This is a genomic window from Mucilaginibacter rigui (assembly GCF_014773275.1).
GTDB classification, from domain to species: Bacteria; Bacteroidota; Bacteroidia; order Sphingobacteriales; family Sphingobacteriaceae; genus Mucilaginibacter; species Mucilaginibacter rigui_A.
In genome coordinates this window covers 695,045-711,419 of the sequence record NZ_JACWMW010000003.1, presented here as the reverse complement: position 1 = coordinate 711,419, position 16,375 = coordinate 695,045, and the positions used below count along the sequence as shown (strand labels likewise).

Annotated in this window: 11 protein-coding genes; 9 read left to right on the top strand and 2 right to left on the bottom strand. The window is 42.9% G+C overall.

Annotated elements, in window-relative coordinates:
• Positions 1-268: 268 nt before the first annotated feature.
• Entirely contained in the window at positions 269-3,223 is a 2,955-nt protein-coding gene (locus IDJ75_RS16540) for a TonB-dependent receptor (protein WP_191176724.1), read from the bottom strand.
• Between the two features lie 284 nt (positions 3,224-3,507).
• Here IDJ75_RS16540 and proB point away from each other — a divergent pair, with 284 nt between their 5' ends.
• The 5 genes from proB (at position 3,508) to IDJ75_RS16515 (ending at position 10,266) form a co-directional block, all read left to right on the top strand.
• Complete coding sequence (gene proB, locus IDJ75_RS16535; protein WP_191176723.1) at positions 3,508-4,587, top strand: glutamate 5-kinase; 1,080 nt, start codon at positions 3,508-3,510, stop codon at positions 4,585-4,587.
• A gap of 1 nt (position 4,588) precedes the next feature.
• Positions 4,589-5,836, top strand: coding sequence for a glutamate-5-semialdehyde dehydrogenase (locus tag IDJ75_RS16530; RefSeq protein ID WP_191176722.1), 1,248 nt, complete (start codon positions 4,589-4,591; stop codon positions 5,834-5,836).
• Between the two features lie 192 nt (positions 5,837-6,028).
• Entirely contained in the window at positions 6,029-7,117 is a 1,089-nt protein-coding gene (gene mnmA / locus IDJ75_RS16525; protein ID WP_191176721.1) for a tRNA 2-thiouridine(34) synthase MnmA, read from the top strand.
• 265 nt (positions 7,118-7,382) lie between these two features.
• Entirely contained in the window at positions 7,383-9,782 is a 2,400-nt protein-coding gene (topA, locus tag IDJ75_RS16520; RefSeq protein ID WP_191176720.1) for a type I DNA topoisomerase, read from the top strand.
• Between the two features lie 79 nt (positions 9,783-9,861).
• The gene (locus tag IDJ75_RS16515; protein ID WP_191176719.1) at positions 9,862-10,266 is read left to right on the top strand and encodes a hypothetical protein; all 405 of its coding nucleotides are present in this window, start codon (positions 9,862-9,864) and stop codon (positions 10,264-10,266) included.
• Here the strand turns inward: IDJ75_RS16515 and IDJ75_RS16510 are convergent.
• The gene (locus IDJ75_RS16510) at positions 10,263-11,756 is read right to left on the bottom strand and encodes a gluconokinase (protein WP_191176718.1); all 1,494 of its coding nucleotides are present in this window, start codon (positions 11,754-11,756) and stop codon (positions 10,263-10,265) included. The genes IDJ75_RS16515 and IDJ75_RS16510 overlap by 4 nt on opposite strands.
• A gap of 296 nt (positions 11,757-12,052) precedes the next feature.
• Here IDJ75_RS16510 and IDJ75_RS16505 point away from each other — a divergent pair, with 296 nt between their 5' ends.
• Genes IDJ75_RS16505 through IDJ75_RS16490 form a run of 4 tightly spaced genes read left to right on the top strand, consistent with a single transcriptional unit; the run spans position 12,053 to position 16,354 of the window.
• Entirely contained in the window at positions 12,053-12,442 is a 390-nt protein-coding gene (locus tag IDJ75_RS16505; RefSeq protein ID WP_191176717.1) for a response regulator, read from the top strand.
• Positions 12,420-13,514 carry a sugar transferase gene (locus tag IDJ75_RS16500; protein WP_191176716.1) on the top strand — a complete coding sequence of 365 codons (1,095 nt, stop codon included), beginning with the start codon at positions 12,420-12,422 and terminating at the stop codon, positions 13,512-13,514. Before IDJ75_RS16505 ends, IDJ75_RS16500 begins: the two co-directional genes overlap by 23 nt.
• A gap of 5 nt (positions 13,515-13,519) precedes the next feature.
• Positions 13,520-14,203: a TolC family protein gene (locus IDJ75_RS16495; protein WP_191176715.1), complete on the top strand. Its 684-nt coding sequence runs from the start codon at positions 13,520-13,522 to the stop codon at positions 14,201-14,203.
• A gap of 3 nt (positions 14,204-14,206) precedes the next feature.
• Positions 14,207-16,354 carry an exopolysaccharide transport family protein gene (locus IDJ75_RS16490; protein ID WP_191176714.1) on the top strand — a complete coding sequence of 716 codons (2,148 nt, stop codon included), beginning with the start codon at positions 14,207-14,209 and terminating at the stop codon, positions 16,352-16,354.
• Positions 16,355-16,375: the final 21 nt, after the last annotated feature.

Below are 16,375 nucleotides of genomic sequence, written 5' to 3'. Positions count from 1 at the left end.
TGTTTTGCCCCATTTTTTAACAAACAAAGGAAATATAACCCGCTGATAATCAGATTTTTGATTTTCAACTTTAATCAAACTATCTAAAGTATTTCTTTAAGTTTTTAATTAATTATTCAATATACAGTTTGTCCCGTTTTAAAAATGGAATAAAACGGGATAATATTGCTGATTGGTTAAGCAAAAATAAGGGCATAAAAAAAGCGGGCAGCTCGCCCGCCCGCTTTTTAGAAAAACTAAATTATACCTAAAAAAACAAATAGGATCTTTATTTGCCGCTCAGCAAACCATCCAGCGTAACCGCAACATAGTAGATGCCGCCAATGGTTGGGCCGCCCGCATACTGTATGTAGCGTTTGTTGGTGATATCTGTAGCGCCAATTTTAAATGTTGCATAATATACCGGCACACGCAGGGTAACCTGTGCATCAAGCGTGTGTATAGCCGGCACATTGCCGGTTACCAGCGGGCTCTCCCACAGGTAACTTTGCTGCCATTTGTACACCACGTTAAAGCCAAGGTTTTTAACTACCTCGCGGTTACCAAAAGAGAAGTTTCCGCTCCATTCAGGTGTGTTAAAGCCGGTCACAAATATGTCCGACGTTTTCTGTGCCTTAAGTTTGTTGAAGCTTACGTTACCCGATACCGTGTAACGCTGGTAAAAATTATAGCTTAACCCTGCCGATGAACCGTAGTTGTTGTATATATTTTTAGCGTTGGTGTACACGCGATAACGGCTCTGGCCTGCGCTTGCCGCGTTAGCTGCAGTGGCGGTTGTTGGGTCGCGGTTAACATCAAGCATGGCCAATACGGCCGCGTCTGAGCCTACTGTTGTGCCATTTGGCACAAACACCTGCACCTGGCCTAAAAAGCCGTTGTAACGGTTGGCATAGGCATCTATATCAAGAAAAACCTTATTATCAAGGAAGATCCCTTTGTAACCCACCTCAAACGAAGTGATCTGCTCGGGGCGTGCTTTTGGCAGGTCGGCAACCTGTAGCAGGTTACGATTTGCTAATGCGGTAGCGTCATCACCCGTAGTTGATTGTGCTTTTACAGCGGCATTAAACGCCGTTACCGATTGCTGGGTATAGCTGTTGTCCAGATAACCTAAGCCATCATTAATAAAACCTAAACTGCCCACACGTTTCACACGGCCATTGTTTACGTACGATAACGCTTCAAACAACGACGGGAAACGGTAACCATTCTGGAAGGTAAACCTAAAGTTATGGTTTGTATTTGGCGAGTAAACCGCCGCCAAACGTGGTGTAAACTTCGGGCCGAAGTAAGGGTTACGGTCCCAGCGGACAGAGCCGAACAATTTTAATTTTTCATCAAAGAATGTTTTGGTAACCTGAGCGAACGCACCATATTTTTTATAACTCACGTTATCGCCAAAGCTCCCGTCAGCCAGCGGGGTGTTCCTGTCGGCAATTGAGCGGCTAAAGTCAACAAAGTTATTGCCATCAGGGGTTATCTCGTAAATGCGTACATCGGCACCAACTAAAAGGTCAATGAACTTAACATGCCTGGTCAGGTCCCATTGTGCCTCTGCATTGTACATTTTACTTTTTTGCACTAATGCGGCACCACCGGTTACAGGAGCGTTAGGGATCAGGCTCGATTTAATATCCCAGTTATTGATCCCGATAATGGTTTGGCGCAGATCATTAAAAGCCTGCGTACCGGGTTCTACCCTGCCCAGGTCGGCAGCTGCGCGTGCTGCATCATTAGCAGCGGCAAGGTTAGCCGATGTTAACGAACCGCCATGCGTATTGGCATAAGCAGTAAGGGCGTTTTTGTAAGCTGTACCCCATGCCGAGTTACTGGCGTGGTTCAGGTCAAGGTTATCGGCCAGTGGCTTTACGTTGAAAGATTTACCGGTATTCTCGATAGATTCATAAGCACGTACCAGGAAATCGGTACCTTTTAATTCTATTTTATGGTTTTGTACAGATGCGCCATTCAGTGATATTTTGTTACCGCGTTGAAAAACGCCATCCATGTTGCCATAGCGGTAAGTATAAGATAGTTGTGTAGTAGGGGAAATTTTATAAGCCAGTGTACCATCCAGTTTCAGGTTGGTAACTTTAGGGTCAACCAGGTCAACTTCGTTGTAACCTGTACGGGCAACGGTCAAATTCGGGCGGGCAACACCATCAACCACAATACCTTTTATAGATACCGTGTTACTGCCGGCGAGGGCATCATCACCATATTTATTCCAGCCATCATAAGCAGCGTTGCTTTTCCCGGTTAGTTCGGGGTAAGCCGGGTTAGCGGTTTTCAGGTTACCGGGGTTTTGGTCAAGGCGGGTATCTGATTGCCAGTCCTTACCGGTTAAATAACTCGCGTTTATTTTAAAAGCGAATTTATCATTCCAGGCTTTCGCAAAGCGGATGGCGGTTTCATTTATAGCGCTTGGGCTAACACCTATCCCATCCACATGGTTTATACCTGTACGGTGGTAAAAGCTAAGGCCCTGCGTTTTAAATGGGTCTTTAGTAAATAAGTTTGATAAACCGTTGATAGCGTTTGTACCGTATAAGGCCGCTGCAGCGCCCGGGGTAATTTCTATACTGGCAATATCAAGTTCGGTAGGGCCAATGGCGTTACCAAGCGGCACACCCAACGTGGCCGACTGCATATCCACCCCATCGGCCAGTTGCATAAACCTGAAGTTATTGGGGCTGTTGAAACCACGGGTGTTAGGTACCTTCATGGTGATACTGGTGGTGGTCATTTGTACGCCTTTAACATTCTCCAGCGCGTCGTAAAAACTTGGGCCGGGCGATTGTTTAAGTGCTGTGATACTCAGCTTCTCGATAGCCACCGGCGATCGCAGCAGCTTCTCTTCGCGGCGGGATGCGGTAACTACCACCTCGTTTATAAGTAACGCCTGCGTAGATAGCTGAATATTTAAATTACTGTTAGCATTTTTGATCAGAAACTCCTGGGTTTGAAAACCAACCGCGCTAAACACAAGGGTAAAAGGCAATTTGGCATTTGTTTGTAAAGTGAATTTACCGGTACTGTCTGTAGCGGTTTTATTATCTGTGCCTTTTATGGTTACGGTTGTACCTACTAAAGGCTGGCCGTGATCGTCATTAACTTTACCGCTTAAAGCGTAATTTCCGTTAAGTTGGGCCAAAGCCACGGTCGGGACAAGCGTTAAAAAGAGCACAATGAGTTTAAAGAAGAAATTTGTAAAAGATTTCATGTAACAAGGTTGAAAGAAATGAGAAATGAATTAATACGTGTTATTATCCTGAGCGGGAATTAACAACAACAGCATGCAGTTAGGCGCTGCATGGAAGACATTGATACTGACGTAAAGGCAATTAAATAATACATTGTCTATAGAATAAGTAGACAAATGTATTAAAACTTTTACTCCCTCCAAAAAAAATGTAATTTTTTTGGAAATAATAAGTGTTAACCGCCTAAAAAGCCGCCATTTACAGCAGAAATGAGTATTATTGTCGACTAAACTCATATACTTTAATGTCGTTCAATTACAGCCGCATCATTATAAAAATAGGATCAAACGTTATAACCCGTGCCGATGGACTGCCCGATGCGGAGCGTATTACACACCTGGTTAACCAGATAGCCGAAATTAAGAAGCAGGGTATTGAAGTGATATTGGTATCATCGGGCGCTGTTGCATCCGGCAGGAGTTTGATATCAGTTTCAGAAAAATCAGACGCCGTGGCGGTGCGGCAGTTACTGGCCTCTATAGGGCAGGTAAAACTGATTAACACCTATTCGCACCTGTTCGGGAAGTTCAGCATCCTGTGTTCGCAGGTTTTGGTAACCAAAGAGGATTTCCGCGACAGGTTGCATTACCTGAATATGCGTAACTGCCTGGAGATACTTTTACAGCACCAGGTTATCCCGGTTATTAACGAAAATGATGTGGTATCAGTAACCGAATTGATGTTTACCGATAACGACGAACTGGCCGGGCTGATAGCCTCCATGCTGAACGCGCAGGCATTGATTGTTTTAACCAACGTAGATGGCATCTACACCGGCGACCCAAAACTGGAAAGTTCATCTATAATCAAGGAGGTTAACGATGCGGGAATAGATTTCGCATCGTTTGTAAGCTCGGGCCGTTCGCAATTTGGCCGCGGGGGCATGATCACCAAATCAACCATAGCACACAAGGTGGCTAAGCTGGGCATCGCGGTACACATCGCCAACGGTACAAAAGAAAATATCCTGACGGATGTGCTCGCCAACAAAGTAATACATACCCGCTTTACCCCTACCAAAAAAACATCAGGCAAAAAGAAATGGCTTGCCCACTCAGAAAACGCGGCAACCGGTGTGGTGCAGGTAAACGAGGGTGCTAAAACAGTGCTGATATCCAGTAAGGCATCGAGCTTGCTGCCGGTGGGCATCATCAGTATAGTATCCGATTTTAAGAAAGGCGAGATCATTAAGATAGTAGACGAGCATAACAAAACCATAGGCCTTGGCCTGGCCGAATATGGCTCAGACAAAGCCCGCGAACTCACCGGCCAAAAAAACCAGAAAGCGCTGGTACATTACGATTACCTTTATTTGCAGGGATAACATGGACTATAAACACTATTTCGAGAACGCTCTAATTGCCGGTAGGAACGCTGCCCTGTCGCCTGTTGTTATCAATAAGGTATTACTGGATGTGGCGAAGGTTGCCATTGAACAAACAGATTATCTGTTACAGGAAAACAAAAAAGACCTGGAGCGCATGGATCCAGCCGACCCCAAGTACGACCGCCTTACCCTTACTGCCGACAGAATAAAAGCCATAGCCGGAGATATAGAAAATATTGCGGGATTAGACAGTCCGCTGGGTAAAGTACTAAGTGAGAAAAACCTGCCTAATGGATTGTATATTAAAAAATTACGTGTGCCACTTGGTGTTGTGGGCGTAATTTACGAGGCACGGCCAAATGTTACGTTTGATGTGTTTGCTTTATGTTTTAAAACGGGTAATATCAGCATACTAAAAGGCGGCAGCGATGCAGATAATTCTAACCGGGCTATTATGAAAGTTATCCACGGGGTATTATCGGCGCATAACATCGATGTAAATTTTACCACCCTGCTACCTGTAGAACGCGAGGCTACCGAGGCTTTGCTAAACGCGGTTGGTTTTGTAGATGTATTGATACCACGCGGCAGTCAGTCGCTTATTAATTATGTGCGCAGCAGCAGTAAGGTACCTGTCATAGAAACGGGCGCGGGTATTGTACACACTTACTTTGACGAAACCGGCGATTTGGAAAAAGCCGTCGCTATTATTGATAATGCCAAAACCCGCCGGGTAAGTGTTTGTAACGCGCTGGATTGCCTCATCATCAACAGCAAACGCCTGGGCGAACTGGTGCATATCACCGAACCGCTTGGTGAAAAAGGCGTAAAAATTTATGCTGATAAAAAAGCTTATGAAGTATTAGATGGCTTCTACCCTGCTGAACTTTTAGAACCAGCCCAACCAGAGCATTTTGGCACAGAGTTTTTATCCATGACAATGTCGATAAAAACAGTTGATACTTTAGAACAGGCGCTTGACCATATTGCCTTAAACAGTTCTAAACATAGCGAGGCCATTCTATCTGAGGATGAGCTGAATATAGAAACTTTCCTGAATCGGGTTGATGCAGCTGCGGTGTACGTAAATACCTCAACAGCCTTTACAGATGGCGCCCAGTTTGGCCTTGGCGCCGAAATTGGCATCAGCACCCAAAAGCTCCACGCCCGCGGCCCCATGGGATTGGAAGAATTGACAAGTTATAAATGGATTGTAAAGGGGAATGGGCAAATAAGGACACCTTAATCTATCCCAGGCGTCATTGCGAGAAGCGATAGCGATGTGGCAATCTTCGACATGCTTGTCACCGACTTTTCTATCGAAGATTGCCACGTTACGCTCGCAATGACGCGTGGAGAATATGAAACCACCATTTTACCCTCCTCTGACCCAAGCAATAAATACTATAAACTGTAAAACCTTATCTTTGCACCCAATATGAGTAAGCACGGTAGGATATTAGTGGCAATGAGTGGCGGAGTTGATAGTTCTGTAGCGGCAGTAATGCTGCATGAACAGGGCTATGAGGTTATAGGCCTTACCATGAAAACCTGGGATTACGCCGCAAGCGGTGGCAGCTCTAAAGAAACCGGTTGCTGCAGCCTGGATAGTATTAATGATGCGCGTGCTTTGGCCGTTGGCTATGGCTTCCCGCATTATATACTGGATATCCGTAACGAGTTTGGCGATTTTGTGATCGATAACTTTGTTGACGAATACCTTGCCGGCCGCACCCCTAACCCTTGTGTGCTTTGCAACACCCACATTAAATGGGAAGCCCTTTTAAAACGCGCCGATAAACTGGATTGCGAATTTATCGCGACAGGTCACTATGCCAATATCCGCGAACAGGATAACGGCCGTTACGTAATATCAAAAGGTAAAGACGAAAACAAAGACCAGTCATATGTACTTTGGGGCGTATCGCAGCAAAACCTTGCGCGTACAAAATTCCCGTTAGGTAGTTTCTCTAAACCCGAAATACGCCAGATGGCCGTTGATATGGGTCAGCTGGAACTGGCAGGTAAAAGCGAAAGCTACGAGATCTGCTTTGTGCCTGATAACGACTATAGGGCATTTTTGCGCCATAAAGTAGAAGACCTTGACGAACGTGTAGGCCCGGGTAATTTTGTATTAACAGATGGCACCGTTATAGGCAAACACCTGGGTTATCCTTATTATACCATTGGCCAGCGCAAAGGCCTGGGCATTGCTTTGGGTAAACCGATGTTCGTGACCAAAATTCAGCCTGAAAACAACACGGTTGTATTGGGTACAATAGAAGAACTGGAAAAAAAAGAAGCCTGGGTACGTAACCTAAACCTGGTTAAATACGAAAGCATCAAAGAACCTATTGAAGCCGTTACCAAGATCCGTTATAAGGATGCAGGTACCGAAAGCAAGATCGTACAAATTGGCGACCACATGAAAGTATCGTTCGACCACATGGTATCGGGTATTGCCCCGGGCCAATCTGCTGTGTTTTATGAAGGTAGTGATTTATTGGGCGGTGGCTTTTTGATATAATATTTATTTAAAGAGATGGCTTTTTTCCGCGCGTCATTGCGAGGTACTAAGCAATCTTTTTAAGCAAATCCTTTATGCAAGGCGTATAAATATCCTAAAGAGATTGCTTCGTACCTCTCAATGACGGTTGGTGGAAAGGCTCAAAATCTACCCCAATAAAACATTTTTACCACTACTTTATTTACTACAATAACGTCCCAACAAAAAAACAAATTTGCGTTTCTAATGCATTTTATGTTTTCTTTGCAAAAAAACACCCGCTTAAATGGCTAAAAATTTACTCATAGTTGAATCACCGGCGAAAGCCAAAACCATTGAAGGATACCTCGGCAAGGACTTTACCGTAAAATCAAGTTACGGCCATATCCGCGACCTGGTAAAGTCTGAAGATGCCATTGATATCAGCAACAACTTCAATCAAAAGTATGAAGTACCCGCAGATAAGAAGCAGGTAGTGAGCGAATTAAAGAAATTAGCTAAAGAAGCAGACATTGTATGGCTCGCATCCGATGAGGACCGTGAGGGTGAAGCCATATCATGGCACTTATTTGAAACTTTAGGCCTTAAAGAGCCCGATACCCGCCGCATTGTTTTCCATGAGATAACAAAACCGGCAATTATGAAGGCGATAGAAAATCCGCGTAAAATAGATTATAACCTGGTAAACGCCCAACAAGCGCGCCGCGTTCTCGATCGTTTGGTAGGTTTTGAACTTTCTCCTGTTTTATGGAAAAAAGTTAAACCATCACTTTCTGCAGGGCGTGTACAATCAGTTGCCGTTAGGTTAATTGTTGACCGCGAACGCGAGGTAAATAAATTTAAATCGGAAGCCGCCTTTAAAATAGTAGCCATATTTGGCACGGGCCGTAATGCTTTTAAGGCTGAATTGCCTGAACGCTTTGCCCGGCAAGATGATGCCGAAAAGTTTTTGCAGGATTGTGTTAAAGCAATTTTCGATATTAAATCACTAGAGACCAGGCCAACCAAACGTTCGCCGGCTGCGCCGTTCACTACGTCTACCCTTCAGCAGGAAGCAAGCCGTAAACTTGGTTACTCGGTAGCGCGTACCATGCAGGTTGCCCAAAGGTTGTATGAATCAGGTTATATCACCTATATGCGTACCGACTCGGTGAACCTTTCTGATACTGCATTAAATGCTGCTCAACAAGAAATTGTATCGGCCTACGGTGATAAATACCATCAGCACAGAAAATACAAAACCAAGAGTGCAGGCGCGCAGGAAGCTCACGAAGCCATCCGCCCTACGTACTTTAATAATCACACTATTGATGGTGAAAGCAACGAGAAACGCCTTTACGAGCTGATCTGGAAACGCGCCATCGCGTCGCAAATGAGTGAAGCGCAGTTTGAAAAAACCGTTGCAAAGATCGGTATATCAACCCGTAAGGAAGAGTTAGTTGCCAATGGCGAGGTGATGAAATTCGACGGCTTCCTGAAAGTTTACCTGGAAAGTAACGACGAAGAAGAAGATAACCAAACCGCCGATGGAGAGAACGCTATACTGCCACCTTTAACAAAAGGACAGGTGTTAGACCTGCAGGAACTAACCGCTACAGAAAGGTTCTCGCGCCCGCCTGCACGTTACACTGAGGCAAGTTTGGTAAAGAAATTAGAGGAGTTAGGTATAGGCCGACCGTCGACCTACGCCCCTACCATATCAACCATACAAAACCGCGGTTACGTGGTTAAAGAAGAGCGTGAAGGCCGCCAGCGTAACTTCAGGGTGCTTACTTTAAAAGGTGGTAATATCACTAAAGATACCCGTGTAGAAAACACCGGTGCCGAACGCGGCAAGCTTTTCCCTACCGATATTGGCGCTGTTGTGAACGACTTTTTAGTACAGCATTTTAAGGGCATTGTTGATTTTAATTTTACCGCCGGTGTTGAAAAGCAGTTTGACGAGATTGCCCAGGGCTTGCAGGACTGGACGAAAATGATCCGTACGTTTTATGATCCGTTCCATAAGGATGTACTAACAACTACCGAAACTGCCGACAAAGCCACCGGCGAACGCGAGTTGGGCGTACATCCGGAAAGTGGTAAAAAAATGTCGGTACGTATTGGCCGCTACGGCCCGTTTGTACAGGTTGGCGATAACCCAAGCGACGACAGTGAAGAGAAGCCTCTTTACGCCAGCTTACGCACCGGCCAAAGTATAGAAACAATAAGCCTGGAAGAAGCGCTTGAATTGTTTAAGCTGCCAAAAGTACTTGGTGAATACGAGGGCAAGGTGATGAAGGTGGCAATAGGTCGCTTTGGCCCATACATTAGCCACAACAGCGCTTTTGTATCAGTGCCGAAAGAAATTGACCCGCTTGACATTACACAAGAACAGGCTATTGAGCTGATAGAGGCCAAACGCAAAAAAGATGCAGAGAAGCTGATCAAAGCCTTCCCTGAAGATGAAACCGTAAAAGTTTTAAATGGCCGCTGGGGGCCTTATATTGAATTTGGTAAACTGAACGTTAAAATACCAAAGGATATAACAGACCCAACCACACTTACTTACGAGCAGTGTAAGGCTTTGGCTGATGCGATGCCTAAAGATGCTAAAAAAGGACGATTTGGTAAAACCGTTGCTGCGGCAAAACCGGCAGCTAAAAAAGCACCTGCTAAGAAAAAAGCGGTAGCAAAGAAAAAGTAAGTTATTGGTTGATTGAGTTTTTAGTGAATGTTTTTTAGCAATTCACCAATCAACTTAATCACCCACTCACGATAATACAATGATAAAAGACCTTCCACCAAACGTAGTAAAAGATATAGCGGTTGCGGTTGCCTTAGAAAGCGAAAATGCCGAGAGTAAAGTTTGGTATGTATATCTGATAAACCTGAAGAATGTACCCCTGGAGAATGTGCTGGTTACCTCAAAAGGTTATGGCGAAAAGGATGGTGAACAGGTTAAAACTTCTACTTTGCGACACTCCTTTCCATTGGTTGAGGCAAACTCTTACAAGCTGATAGAACCAATTGATGAGCAAACCTTTGGTCTGAATAACGAGTACTGGCTGAGTTACTATATTGGCAGGGATATTTACGATAAAAAGTTCATTTTTTTGCCCGAAAGCATTGTAGATAACAACTTCATCAAATTACCGGTAGTCAACAAACCCGGGGTTATGATCCGTTAAATATTCAGATCGTGCAGTTGATGAACAGATGATCTGATATCGCTGTAAAGTTTCTTGTATACCGGGAATATCTTGCTGTAAACGGCATGCGTTTCGGCATTTGGCAACACCACAATCCTTTCGGCATCCTCGTTACTCACAATTCCTTCGATATCCATACCCAAAGCCTCCATAGCCAAATAAATAGCGCCAACGGCCGACGAATCCGCTGATTGCAGCAACACCAGTTTTTTACCTGTAATATCAGCCAGTAACTGCACCCATGTAGCCGATGATATAAACCCGCCGCTTACCACAATTTCTTTAATAGGCTTTTGCGGCTGTTCAACTGCATTAAGTACATCATTAAGGGCAAAGCAAATACCTTCAAGGGTCGCCTTTAAAAAATTTTGTTGCTGGTGTTTAAAATTGATATTGATAAACGCTCCCGAACTTTTGGCATCCCAAATTGGGGCACGCTCGGCATACAGGTATGGTAAAAACACCAAACCATCGCTGCCCGGCTTAACTGTATCTATTTCTTTAAATAACTGCTTGTAAGTTTCGTCGGTAACTGTTTCCAGTTTTAAAAAGCTTTTCAATAGCCAATCTACAGCCGCACCGCCATTATTTACCGCGCCGCCGCAAATAAAGGTACCTGCCTTAAGCAGGTAATTAAAGGTCATGGCCTTAAAGTTATAAACCGGGGCTTTGCTCCCAATCCTCACCGCGCCGCTTGTACCAATAGTTAATGCTCCAACACCCTCGCGCACCGCATTGCCACCGAGGTTGGCACAGCAGCCATCACTGGCCCCAATAATAAAAGCTGTACCGGTACCTATACCGGGTAAAGTATCTGCAGATGTTAAATATCTTTTATGATCTGTATTTACCGGGGTTGAGAGTTTTGAGCCATCAACACCAGCCAGGGCACAGGCTTTATGGTACCATTTCAAATCTAAAATATCAAACATCCCCATGGCTGATGCAATGGAATAATCTACCTCAAAAACGCCGAATAGTTTAAACCAAACATATTCCTTAACAGAGATAAATTTGTATGCCTTTTTAAACATTTTATTATCATTATCATGGAGCCAAATTATTTTGCATAAAGGCGACATGGCATAAATAGCTGTACCCGTGTGGCGATAAATATCCTCGGCATCAGCAGAATTTCTAATACTAAGGGCCACGTCTGCGCTACGCGAATCAGACCAAAGCATCGCATCGGCAAGGGCATTACAATGCTCATCAACAGGTATAATACTATGCATAGCACTACTAAAGCTGATGGCGATCGGAGCTTGTTTCAGGTTTGTTATTATTTTGCTGATACAGTTTAAAAAGGCGCGCCAGATCAGTTCAGGGTTTTGTTCGCTATACCCGGGTTTGGGGTTATTGGTTGGATAATAGCTTTGCGCGGTGGCAATGGTTTTACCGGCTGTATCAATCGCTACTGCCTTGGTGCTGCCTGTGCCTAAATCAATGCCAACAAAGTAATTTTGCATATGGTGAAACCTATTTTAACCTATTGCGTAAACTTAGCAGAAGATATTGAAAAATTAATCCACAATGGTAGTTTTTGTCAACAAATACATTCCCGAATTGCGGAATTTAATTCACTATCGAATAAATTACTCTACTTTTAATAAAAAAATCTAAATTAAAAAATTCACGTAGTTAGCTGTGATATAAATAATTGGTACGCATAGTGATAATTTGCTGGCATTTGGCATGATATTTTTAAGGGTATTCGATATAAAAGTGTCATATTTATAAACAGAAACCACGAATTAGATTCGGCATGAAAAAAACTTTACTGATTGTTGATGACGATTTGAGTATATTAAAACTACTCAATTTTATATTGTCAAAGGACTATGAGATAGTTGTCAAAAACAACGGAATTGAAGCTTTTAGCTGGCTGGAGGATGGTAACATGCCTAAATTAATCATTTCTGACCTGCAAATGCCTTATTTCGACGGTCAGTCATTTCTTAAAAATGTTAAAATAAGCGGTTTTTACAGAGACATACCGGTTATTATGCTTTCCGCAGCCCATGACCTTGATGAACAGGTTGCCAAAATGCCCTTTAAGGTAGATGCTTATATACATAAACCTTTTAACCCTACAAGCTTAAAAACGGCCATTAATCAAGCTTTACAAGTTTATGACGAACAAGACAGCAACTGATTGGAACGAAAATTCGAACTCCCAGATCAGGATTGCATATGCAGGTTTGGAATTGAAGGACTTGATCGCCAATGATCTGACCAATTATTTCCGTATAGAATTCAATAACACCATCCAGGATCTGGAAGAGTACCTGGGCGATCAATCTATACTAACTATCCCGGATATTATTTTAGTTGAGGTTGATAAGGATGAACAGTGCTTTGCTCTTGTTGAGCGCCTCAGGCAAAACTTTTTAATGAATGGGTTGATCATTGTAATGCTCTCAACCCATAAAAGTAAAGCACAGGTGCAAAAAGCCATGAAAATGAAACTGCATGACTTTTACACCTACCCCTTCTCTACCTCCGACCTGCGCGAACGGCTAAACTTCCTGGTTAAGTTTAAGTTAATAAAACCACGTTTGTTAGAACTATCAAAAGAAGTTGATACCACTTATAAAATGCCTTTTGGCAAGCGCTTTCTTGATCTTTTTATAGCCGGTGGTATGTTTATTTGCCTGCTGCCAGTTATGGTTATAGTTGCCATTGCTATAAAGTTAGACTCGAAGGGCCCCATTTTTTATAAAAGCAAACGCGTTGGTACCGGATATAAAATCTTCGATTTTTACAAATTCCGCAGTATGCGTACTGATGCCGACCAACTTTTAGCACAAATGGCTGTTACCAACAACCAATATGCTGCCGAAGAACAGGGAGCAGCAAAATCGGCTTTTGTTAAGATAAAGAACGACCCACGGGTTACCAAACTGGGTAATTTTTTACGTAACAGCAGTTTAGATGAATTGCCGCAACTATTTAACATCATTAAAGGCGATATGTCTGTTGTGGGTAACAGGCCGCTACCCGTTTACGAAGCCGAGATGCTCACTTCGAACGAATGGTCTATGCGTTTTTTAGGCCCGGCAGGTTTAACGGGATTGTGGCAGATAAGTAAACGCGGTAAGGAAGATATGAGTGAAAGAGAGCGTAAAAAGCTTGATAATTTTTACGCGCAAAAATATTCGTTATGGCTCGATCTGAAAATTATTGTTGGTACCGTACCCGCATTGTTTCAAAAAGAGAAGGTTTAAATTAAATGAAACTAAAATTGAAAAAATTAAGCATATTAATACTCTTTATAACTATCAGCACTACAGCCGTACGTGCGCAGGAAAGTTTTGTTACAGAGGTTAATTACCCTTATCTTGATAAACTTATAGCAACCGCAAAAAAGAACTACCCCGAAATAAAAGTACGCCAGGCACAGGTAAATGCAGCAAAAGCTACGCTTACTCAATCAAAAGTGATGTGGCTTGATGCGTTCACCGGCTCATACATTTATAGCCCCCGTAATTCGCTAAACCTGGCTAACCCAACTTTTTTTAACGGGTACCAGGTAAGCATCTCGGTAAACCTGGGTACATTGCTTTCAAAACCGTTTGCTACACGCGTAGCCCACGAGAATGTTAATATAGCACAATACCAGCAGCAGCAATACAATTTAAGTGTTGAGGCATCTGTAAAACGCCTGTACTTTGCTTATCTTGAAGCACAGGCTGACCTGCGTAACCGTGCAAGGGCTGTTACCGACGGCGAAATTGCCGTTAAACAATTAAAATACACGTTTCAGAAAGGTGAAACTACCTTTCATGATTATAACGAAGCTTTAACAAGTTTATACAATCAAAGTTCATTCAAAGTGCAAAGCGAACTGGCTATGCTTACATCAAAGGCAAATCTTGAAGAAATTCTGGGTGTTAAATTAGAAGAGGTTAAATAGGGCATGGAGTTAGGGGAATTTTTTAAACTTTTACGGAAACATTTAAACCTGCTGATCATTATTCCGCTGGTTACTATTATTGTGTCTTTTTTCCTGGTAAAAAACCTTGCAGACAAATATATTTCAAATGCCCAGATAGCTACCGGTATTGTTGACCAATCGCGGCATTTACTTGATGCAGATCCATCCGGTGCAGCCAAAGAACAATCTATAGCCCACGAGTTTAGTAACCTGATAGAAATAATGAAGCTTAAAACGCTCATTAACCAGGTATCCTACCAACTTATCCTGCATGATCTTACGGATAGTGTGCCGTTTAAACCCCATAGCAAGCTTTTTTTAACCATGAACCCTGCAGCGCGTGCCCACGCTGTTGAACTATTTACAAATAAATTTAATACCAGGCAGCCTTTATCCTACTACAATAAGGACGAAGAAGGCCTTAACGAATTGCTGCGCTCTATGAAATATGATGAACGCTCGCTTCGTAAAGACCTTTACATCAACCGGGATGAGGATAGTGATTTCATCACGGTAAGCTATGAATCTAACAATCCGCAGCTTTCTGCTTTTGTAGTTAATATATTGTGTAAACAGTTTATTGATTATTATACCCATACTGTAAGGCAAAACGAAACTGATGCGGTTAACTACCTTGCTAAACTACTTGATGAAAAACGCAAAGCTTTAAACACAAAAACCCAGCAACTACAAGATTATAAGATAAAAAACGGCATTATTAACCTGGATGAGCAATCGAAATCTATTTTCGATCAGATCATGATTTTTAACGACCGTAAGCAACAGGCCGAAAAAGATGTGGCATCTTACGATGGTGCTATCCAGAAAATCAATAATAAGTTTGCCCCGAGCGAGCGTAAATACATAGAGGCGACGATAAGCAAGTATAACCAGGAGGTGATCAGTTCGCAGGAGCAGCTTCATTTACTTACAGACAAGTATGTAAGGAGTGGTTTTAACCCCAAGTTAAAGCCCGCTATAGATTCATTATCAAATAAGCTTACTGCTCAAATAAACCAAACGTCAGACAAGTACATCTCCAGCCCGCTAACCGCCAAGGATGATCTTGTAAAACAAAAACTTACACTTGAAGTAACCCGCGACCTGGCTAAATACAGTATTAAGGCTATAACCGGATCCTTAAACGACCTTAACGCTAAATTTAACCGCCTTGTACCCTTTGATGCCAATGTTAAAACCTTTAACTACGATATTGACATTGCCAGTAAGGAATACATGGATGTATTAAATAAATACAACGCAACAAACCTGCAATCAACATTTTCTATAAAACTGCGCCTGGCAGAACCGGCCACACCGGATGCTGCCGAACCTTCTAAAAAAATGTTGTTAATAATTTTAGGTGGGGTTATCAGCTTTGCGTTTTGTGTAGTTGTATTGTTTGGTATATTCTTTTTTGATGATACCATTAAAGAACCTATTGACTTGGTTAACCGCACTCATTTGCCATTAGTGGGCCATTTAAATACGGTAATGGGTTCGCTTGATCTTAAAAAGCTTTGGGATGTTGAGCATCGCGATAAAATGAGGCTTTTTAAAGAGCTGATCCGCTCTATCCGCTTTGAAATAGACCAGGAACTGCGGGGTGAAAAGGTTTTAGGCATTACCAGTTTGGCTAACCATGAGGGTAAAACGGTTTTGGCAATCAGTCTGGCCTACTCCTACTCTATGATCAATAAAAAAGTATTATTGATAGATGGCAACTTTGATAACCCAACCATTAGCAACACCGTACAACCAAAGGTTTACCTGGAAGATTATTTTAAGAATAACCCTGATAACTACGGTGCGTTTAATACCACAAACGTAATGGGTACCCATGGCGGAGATGTTACCCTGCTTGAACTTAGCGACGAGAATTTTATTCGCAGCAAGTTTAACGAGTTAAAGACGAAATACGACATTATTATCATCGAAACACCGCCTCTATCATCACTTAACAAATCAAAAGAGTGGTTGCTGTTTGCTAATAAAACAATTGCCGTTTTCGAGGCTAACAAGGGCATCTCCAAATGGCAAAAAGACGATATTAAGTATTTAAAGAACCTGAACGGCAAATTTGCCGGCTGGGTGCTAAATAAAACCGACCCGAAACGGGACAGGTTCTAAATAACTCCGGCAACACTTGCC

Coding starts and splice junctions, on each gene's coding strand:
- IDJ75_RS16540 (WP_191176724.1), bottom strand. CDS start 3,223: ATGAAATCTTTTACAAATTTCTTCTTTAAACTCATTGTGCTCTTTTTA.
- proB (WP_191176723.1), top strand. CDS start 3,508: ATGTCGTTCAATTACAGCCGCATCATTATAAAAATAGGATCAAACGTT.
- IDJ75_RS16530 (WP_191176722.1), top strand. CDS start 4,589: ATGGACTATAAACACTATTTCGAGAACGCTCTAATTGCCGGTAGGAAC.
- mnmA (WP_191176721.1), top strand. CDS start 6,029: ATGAGTAAGCACGGTAGGATATTAGTGGCAATGAGTGGCGGAGTTGAT.
- topA (WP_191176720.1), top strand. CDS start 7,383: ATGGCTAAAAATTTACTCATAGTTGAATCACCGGCGAAAGCCAAAACC.
- IDJ75_RS16515 (WP_191176719.1), top strand. CDS start 9,862: ATGATAAAAGACCTTCCACCAAACGTAGTAAAAGATATAGCGGTTGCG.
- IDJ75_RS16510 (WP_191176718.1), bottom strand. CDS start 11,756: ATGCAAAATTACTTTGTTGGCATTGATTTAGGCACAGGCAGCACCAAG.
- IDJ75_RS16505 (WP_191176717.1), top strand. CDS start 12,053: ATGAAAAAAACTTTACTGATTGTTGATGACGATTTGAGTATATTAAAA.
- IDJ75_RS16500 (WP_191176716.1), top strand. CDS start 12,420: ATGACGAACAAGACAGCAACTGATTGGAACGAAAATTCGAACTCCCAG.
- IDJ75_RS16495 (WP_191176715.1), top strand. CDS start 13,520: ATGAAACTAAAATTGAAAAAATTAAGCATATTAATACTCTTTATAACT.
- IDJ75_RS16490 (WP_191176714.1), top strand. CDS start 14,207: ATGGAGTTAGGGGAATTTTTTAAACTTTTACGGAAACATTTAAACCTG.